This is a genomic window from Chishuiella sp., from assembly GCF_032109125.1.
GTDB lineage: Bacteria > Bacteroidota > Bacteroidia > Flavobacteriales > Weeksellaceae > Empedobacter.
Genome location: NZ_DAMCLZ010000014.1, coordinates 80,817 through 88,480 on the forward strand (window position 1 = coordinate 80,817; position 7,664 = coordinate 88,480).

General features: G+C 28.3%; 7 protein-coding genes. 5 read left to right on the top strand and 2 right to left on the bottom strand.

The annotated features are described in order from the left end of the window. Nucleotides 1–8 precede the first annotated feature (8 nt). Both RT575_RS13245 and kduI read right to left on the bottom strand, forming a co-directional pair. Entirely contained in the window at nucleotides 9–791 is a 783-nt protein-coding gene (locus RT575_RS13245) for a gluconate 5-dehydrogenase (RefSeq protein WP_313581480.1), read from the bottom strand. Between the two features lie 5 nt (nucleotides 792–796). Next, a complete protein-coding gene (gene kduI / locus RT575_RS13250; protein ID WP_313581482.1) occupies nucleotides 797–1,633 on the bottom strand; it encodes a 5-dehydro-4-deoxy-D-glucuronate isomerase in 837 nt (278 codons plus the stop codon). A gap of 256 nt (nucleotides 1,634–1,889) precedes the next feature. Here kduI and RT575_RS13255 point away from each other — a divergent pair, with 256 nt between their 5' ends. From RT575_RS13255 to RT575_RS13275, 5 genes are all read left to right on the top strand, one after another. Continuing rightward, nucleotides 1,890–2,195, top strand: a complete 306-nt coding sequence (locus RT575_RS13255) for a hypothetical protein (protein WP_313581484.1) — start codon at nucleotides 1,890–1,892, stop codon at nucleotides 2,193–2,195. 118 nt (nucleotides 2,196–2,313) lie between these two features. Beyond that, a complete protein-coding gene (locus tag RT575_RS13260) occupies nucleotides 2,314–4,716 on the top strand; it encodes a TonB-dependent receptor domain-containing protein (RefSeq protein WP_313581486.1) in 2,403 nt (800 codons plus the stop codon). Between the two features lie 104 nt (nucleotides 4,717–4,820). Continuing rightward, the gene (locus RT575_RS13265; protein ID WP_313581488.1) at nucleotides 4,821–5,387 is read left to right on the top strand and encodes a type 1 periplasmic binding fold superfamily protein; all 567 of its coding nucleotides are present in this window, start codon (nucleotides 4,821–4,823) and stop codon (nucleotides 5,385–5,387) included. A gap of 294 nt (nucleotides 5,388–5,681) precedes the next feature. Further along, nucleotides 5,682–6,662, top strand: a complete 981-nt coding sequence (locus RT575_RS13270; RefSeq protein WP_313581489.1) for a YpdA family putative bacillithiol disulfide reductase — start codon at nucleotides 5,682–5,684, stop codon at nucleotides 6,660–6,662. Between the two features lie 5 nt (nucleotides 6,663–6,667). Further along, a complete protein-coding gene (locus tag RT575_RS13275; protein ID WP_313581491.1) occupies nucleotides 6,668–7,372 on the top strand; it encodes a class I SAM-dependent methyltransferase in 705 nt (234 codons plus the stop codon). Nucleotides 7,373–7,664 lie beyond the last annotated feature (292 nt).

Sequence of the window (7,664 nt, forward strand, 5' to 3'; positions counted from 1 at the left end):
TGTTTTTTTTATTCGTTATTTGGTTTGCCAATTGTGGCTAATATTCCACCATCAACATAAATTATTTGTCCATTTATAAAATTACTTGCTTCAGAAGCTAGAAAAATAGTTGTTCCAGCCAAATCTTCTGGATTTCCCCATCTACCAGTAGGTGTTCGTCTAATGATAAATTCATTGAATGGATTTCCATCTACTCGGATAGGTTCTGTTTGTGAAGTAGCAAAATAACCAGGTCCAATCCCATTGACTTGTATATTATATTTAGCCCATTCTGTTGCTAAATTTCTAGTCAACATTTTTAGACCTCCTTTTGCAGAAGCATAAGCAGATACATTATCTCTACCAAGCTCACTCATCATAGAACAAATATTAATTATTTTTCCAGATTGTCTTTTTATCATGTTTTTTACAACTAATTGTGACATGATAAAAGGACCAACTAAGTCAACATCAATTACTTTTCTAAAGTCTTCTACTGGCATATCAACAGCTAAAACTCGTTTTATAATTCCTGCGTTGTTTACAAGAATATCAATTTTTTGATGTTTCTGTTCAATTTCAGCAACTTTTTCGGTAGCTAATTTCTCATCTGTAACATCAAAAATATATCCTGTGGCTTTGTAGCCTTTTCCTTTGTAGTAGCTTAAAGCATCCTCAAGTTTAGATGGAGTAGTGCTAGTAATAACTAATTCTGCACCAGCAGAGCCCAAGCCTTCTGCCATAGCCATTCCAAGACCATGAGTTCCTCCTGTTACTAAGGCTACTTTACCAGTTAAATCAAATAAATTCATAGTTCTTATTTTAATTCATTCGTTTTTACAGCGTCCATATCTCCGTAATCCATGTTTTCTCCTGCCATTCCCCATATAAACGTATAGTTAGATGTACCTACACCTGAGTGAATAGACCATTCTGGTGATAAAACAGCTTGATGATTTTGCATGAATATATGTCTAGTTTCATTAGGTTGCCCCATGTAATGGCTTATTGTTTGACCTTCTTCTAAATCAAAATAAAAATAAGCTTCCATGCGGCGTTCATGTGTATGTGCTGGCATTGTATTCCATACACTACCTTCGTGTAGCTCTGTCATCCCCATTTGTAATTGACAAGTTTCAAGAACACTATTTACTAATAGTTTGTTGATTGTTCTTTTGTTTGCATATTTAGTTTCACCTAATTCTACTATCTCAGCTTCTTTTTTAGTTACTTTCTTCGTAGGAAATGTTACATGTGCAGGAGCAGAATTGATATAAAAATAAGGTTGCTCATTTTCGCTTTTATCAAAAATTATTTCTTTATTTCCTTTACCAATGTATAGAGCTTCTTTATTGTTTAGTTCATATATTATTCCATCTACAGTTACTTTTCCTTTTCCTCCAACATTTATAATTCCTAATTCTCTTCGCTCTAAAAAGTAATTTGCTTTTAAATCTTCTGTAGGCTCTAATTTTAACGGTTTTGTTGTTGGGTAAATACCTCCTACAATTAAACGGTCATACATAGAGTAAACTAATTTGATTGTATTTTCTAAAAATAATTCTGGAATTAAAAAGTGATCTCTTAATTCTTCTGTTGTATATTTTTTTACATCATTTGGGTGATGAGCATACCTTAATTCTGAATTAGTCATGATATAATAAATTTATTATTATGTAATCGATTACATTTATAGTTTAAAAAATACCTCTTTACTGAGGTTTGGTAAAAATATAAAATAATTTTTAATAATGTACATTAAACACCATAAAAATTAAAAATTATTAAAAAGCTGAGTTTTGAAAGTGTTTTACTATAAAAAAAATCTAATATTTATCATAAAACGTAGTTAATAGTTATAAAATAATTTATACTTTTGTGACGAATAGATGAAAAGTTTACAAAAATATATGATTATAGTATTGGCGGTGTTTTTTACACTGTTCCAATCTGTACATATATTTGAACATAGTTTAGAGATTGCTCATAATAAACATAAAACTGCACACAATCATCATCACAAATCTAATACAAAACAAGATTGTCAGATTTGTCAATTTCATTTAACTTCTACAGTAAAAGAAAAACAATCGATAGAAAATATAATTATTAAGATTGTTGAAGAAAAAAATAAAGTAGAATACATTTCACAGTTGCATGAGTATATAACTTTTAGTACTCTTAGACAGCGGCCACCACCAACATTCATTTCTTAATTTAATATTGTTAAATAATTAGTCTTTTAGACTTTATTATTTATTTACTTATTCAGATTATGTAAGGATAACTATGTTGTTTCTTATCATAATGTTATAATCAAATTTTAAGAAGGAAATGAAAAAAAGTTTATCTGTCCTTTTAATTTTGGGTTCTGCATATAGTTTTGCACAAACCAAAATTTCGGGAAAGGTTGATAATGAGAATAATCTTCCTATAAAAGATGTTATGGTTACTTTAGGTGATAACATCGCAACAGTAAAAACAAATAAAAAAGGAGAGTTTCAATTTAATAGTATACAAAAAGGAAATTATAAGTTAGTATTATCTTACAAGGATTATTCTCCTTTAGACACTATTATATCAGTAGATAACAATCCTATTGTTTTGGATTTTAAAATGAAACAAAATGTTACTTATTTGAAAGGAGTAACTTTGGTTCAACACAAAAATGATAATTTAAAAAATACAACATCTCATACTTTATCTACTAAGGTGTTGGAAAAATATAGTTCAAAAAGCTTAGGTGATGCACTACAAGAAGTAGAAGGCGTTTCTGCTCTTAGAACAGGATCTAATATTGTAAAACCAGTTATTAATGGTTTACACAGTTCTAGAGTTGCCGTCTATGCTGATAATGTAAGAGTAGAAGACCAAGAGTGGGGAAGTGAGCATGCACCATCTGTCGATATAAATAATTATAATAAAGTTACAGTTATAACTGGTGCAAATGCTTTAAAGTACAATGGAAATGCTATTGGAGGTATGGTTCTTTTACAACCAGAAATTCCAGTAAAAAAAGATTCATTGTATGGTAAAACACTGTTTACCTATAACACAAATGGTCGTGGAGGTTCGATAAGTACAAATCTTACAAAAACGTATAAAAGTGGATTGTATTTTGGTACAACACTTACAGGGAAATATTTAGGTGATAGTGAAGCTCCGAAATATGTATTGTCTAATACGGGGATTAGAAACCAAGATGTTAATTTACGAGTAGGTTATGACCGAGTAAAATATGGAGTAGATGCTTCTTATTCTTTTTATAATTCGATTATTGGTATTTTAACAGCGTCACATATAGGTAATATAACAGATTTGGTTTCGGCAATTAATAATCATAAACCAAATTATGTTGGAGATTTTACATATTCTATTGATAATCCTAAACAAGAAATACAACATCATATAGCAAAAATTAATGCATATTATAAATTTGATAATTTAGGAAAATTAGACTTTCAATATGCATTTCAACATAATTCTAGAAAAGAGTATGATTTACGTAGAGGGCAGTATAAAAATATTCCAGCTCTTGACCTTGTATTAAATACACAAACAGCTAATCTAGATTTTGAAAGTAAAAAATGGAATGGAGTATCTTTTCAAACAGGACTTAGTGGATTATATCAAACAAATAAAGCTAATCCGTCTACTAATGTAATGCCTCTTATCCCTGATTATAATAGATATGATTTTAGTGCTTATGGTATTTTTGATTACAAACCATTATCAAAATTAGATTTTAATGCTGCTGTTCGTTACGATTATAGTTATGTAGAAGCATTTAAATATTATCTTAAAACAAGATGGGAAAGTTTAGGATATGATAAGACTTTTCCTCAATTCTACAAATCAACAGTAGGTAGTCAAATATTAGCTTATCCAAAGTTTAATTATTCAAATATTTCAAGTTCAATAGGAGCAACTTATCATATTAATCATTACAATAGTCTTATTTTCAATGCAGGGTATTTGATGAGAAATCCAAATCCATCGGAACTTTTTAGCGACGGATTACATCATTCTACAGGAATTATAGAAATTGGTAATTTGGGTCTGAAACAAGAGAAAGCATTAAAAGCTTCATTAAGTTTTAAACACGAAGAAGAAAATTTCCAATGGGATGTAACACCTTATGTAAATAAAATCAATGATTTTATGCAGTTAGTTCCTTCTACGATAGAATATACAATACGTGGAGCTTTCCCAGTTTGGAAATATGTACAGAACAATGCATTAATTTTTGGTATTGATGCAAATGCTCAATGGAATTATAATCAAAATTTTAGTCAACGAACTGCAATTTCGTACATACATGGACGAAATACTACAGATAAAGAAGCACTAATAGATATGCCTCCTTTAAATTGGGTAAATTCAATTACATACACAAATCCAAGATGGAATGATTTTAATGTTACTTTAAGAAACCAAACATTTTTTACGCAGCATAACTATCCTAATTATAATTTTCATTCAACAATTATTCAAGACGGAGAGTCAAAAGATGTTTTAGTCGATATTAGTACACCACCAAAGGGGTATAGTTTATTTGATATTTCTGCAGGAATGGATTTTTCTAAAATGTTACATTGGGAAAAAACAGGATTTAATGTATCGTTTTCTGTAGATAATTTATTCAATACAACTTATCGTAATTATCTAAATAAACAACGTTTTTATGCAGATGAACTAGGGCGAAATTTTATGATACAATTACGCTTTAATTACTAATTAATATATCATTATATAATATAGGCAGAGAGAGTTTTAGAAATAAAATTCCTCTTTGCCAGATAATCAATACTCAATATTTTAAACACAATAAATTTTAAAAAATGAAACACAAATTCGGAAAATTAGTTTTAGCTTCAGCAATGTTAATCTCTTTACAAGCATGTAATAATGATGATGATACACCAGAAGTAATCAATGAAAATGAAATCATTTCTAGAGTTACATTAACATTAAATGGAACACAAGGAGATATTGTTACTCTTAATTCTGTTGATCCTGATGGTGATGGACCTTTAGCTCCAACAGTTACTGTTTCAGGAGATTTTAATGCTGGAGAAACATATAACGGAACAATAGAATTTTGGAATGATATCGCTGATCCACATGAGGATAATACAGAAGAAATTAGAGAAGAAAAAGAGCATCATCAAATTTTCTTTCAACAAAAAGGTTTAGGTACAATCACATATAGTGATGTAGATGCAAACAACCTTCCAGTAGGACTATCATATAAATTTGTAGCATCTTCAACACCAGCAAAAGGAGATCTAACAGTTACATTAATTCATAAACCAAATAAAACAGGAGAAAATGTAAGTAATGGAGATATTACAAATGCAGCAGGAAGTACAGATGCACAAGTAACATTCCCAATTGTAATAAAATAGTTTATCTCAAAAAAAATAATTTAAAAAGTAACATAAACCATATGTTTATGTTACTTTTTTATTATATTATTTTCTAAAAATAGAATTTCATAATTATCAATTACTGTTTTTTATAAAAGAATTTTCATTACAAATCACAGATGGAAATTCATATTAAAAATAACTTTTTTTATATTTTTATTCAATTAAAATATAAAAAAGAAAGATGTTAAATATTTTATATCCTTCTTTTTTCTTATATTTATTAAGCAATTATTAATCTCAGTCGGATTAATTCTTTATAAATTTGTTATCATGAAAGATGAATATGATTTAATTATTGTAGGAGCTGGACCAATTGGTTTAGCATGTGCAATTGAAGCAAAAAAAAATAAATTATCTTATTTAATTATAGAAAAAGGAGCTTTAACCAATAGCTTATATAACTATCCTTTATATATGACTTTTTTTTCTACAGCAGAAAGATTAGAAATAGGAGGTATTCCTTTTAACTGTATCGCTCCAAAACCTGGAAGACAAGAAGCTTTAGAATATTATAGGAATATTCAAAAATATTTTGATTTTAATATTCATTTATATGAAGAAGTATTAAATATATCAAAAAATGAAGTGTCTCAATTTCGAGTCCAAACAAATAAATTCAAGTATAAATCTAAAAATGTAATTATTGCTACAGGTTTTTATGATATTCCAAATATGTTGAATATTCAAGGAGAAGATCTACCTAAAGTACATCATTACTATAAAGAAGCTCATCCATATTCTTTTCAAGATGTAGTAGTCGTTGGTGCAAATAATTCAGCTATTGATGCTGCTTTAGAATGTTATAGAAAAGGAGCTAATGTTACTATGGTTATACGAGGAGAAGGGTTTACTGATAATTTAAAATATTGGGTTCGTCCAGATATAGAAAATAGAATAGCAGAAGGTAGTGTCAAGGCTTATTTTAACTCAAACCTAAAATACATTGATGAAAATTCTGTGACTATTCAAACGCCAAAAGAAGATATTACGTTAAAAAATGATACAGTTTTAGCTATGACTGGTTATCAACCTAATTTTTCATTTCTTACAAATGCAGGTATTACATTAAGTAAAGATGAATTAAAAACACCAACGTATAATCCTGAAAATATGGAAACCAATGTATCAGGTTTATATTTGGCAGGTGTTGTTTGTGGAGGAATGAGAACTAATATTTGGTTTATAGAAAATTCTCGTGCTCATGCAAAGCAAATTATGCAACATATTATATCTAAGAAAGAGTTGAGTTAATTTTTATGAAAGATTTATTTGGGCAAGCAATATTAGATTATCAAACCAATAATTTACCTGAAGATTTATACACGGAAACATCAATTTCAGAATTAGATGTCATGCCTATTGATTATCTTTTTAGAGCTTATAAAGAAATGCCTTCTTTAGAAAAAAAAGCATTAGATTTAGTAAAAGGTAAAACATTAGATGTAGGATGTGGTGCAGGTTCTCATGCACTTTATTTACAAGAAAAAAATATTGATGTATTAGCAATTGATATTTCTCCAAAAGCTGTTAAAGCTTGTCAATTGAGAGGTATTAAAGATGTAAAAGTTATAAATTTTCTTGATTTAGATGAGTTCGTGAAATATGACACTATTCTATTTTTAATGAATGGTACAGGCATTTTTCAAAACTTGCTGTTAATAAACGTTTATTTGGATAAAATTAAAAAATTATTGAATGATAATGGACAAGTCTTAATTGATGGAACAGATATCATTTATATGTTTGATGAAGATGAAGATGGAGGTAAATGGATTCCAAGTAATGGTAATTATTATGGAGAGTTAGATTTTACAGTTCATTATAAAGGTGAAATTGATGAAACAATTAATTGGCTATATTTAGATTTTGATACACTTAAAAATGCTTGCGAATATCATCAGCTAAATTGTATTAAAGTCAAAACGGAAGAAGATTCCTATTTAGCAAAAATTACTTTGTAGTATTTTTTCATGATAATAATATGTCTTTAGAATAAAATTTTCTGAAGTTTATTTCATAATTAAAGATAAAAATATATAAAGAGATTAAAAATTCTATTTTTTTTCAAAAAAAATAGAATTTTTTTTAATTCATTTTCAGATTATTAATTAAAAAACCTACTGTTTTAGCTAAAAACATAGAAAAATAGTTTTGGAGAATTAAAAAACCTTTCTATATTTGCACAGCAATTAAGACAGAGACCCATGGTGTAACGGTAGCACATCGGTTTTTGGTGCCGCTAGTTGGGGTTCG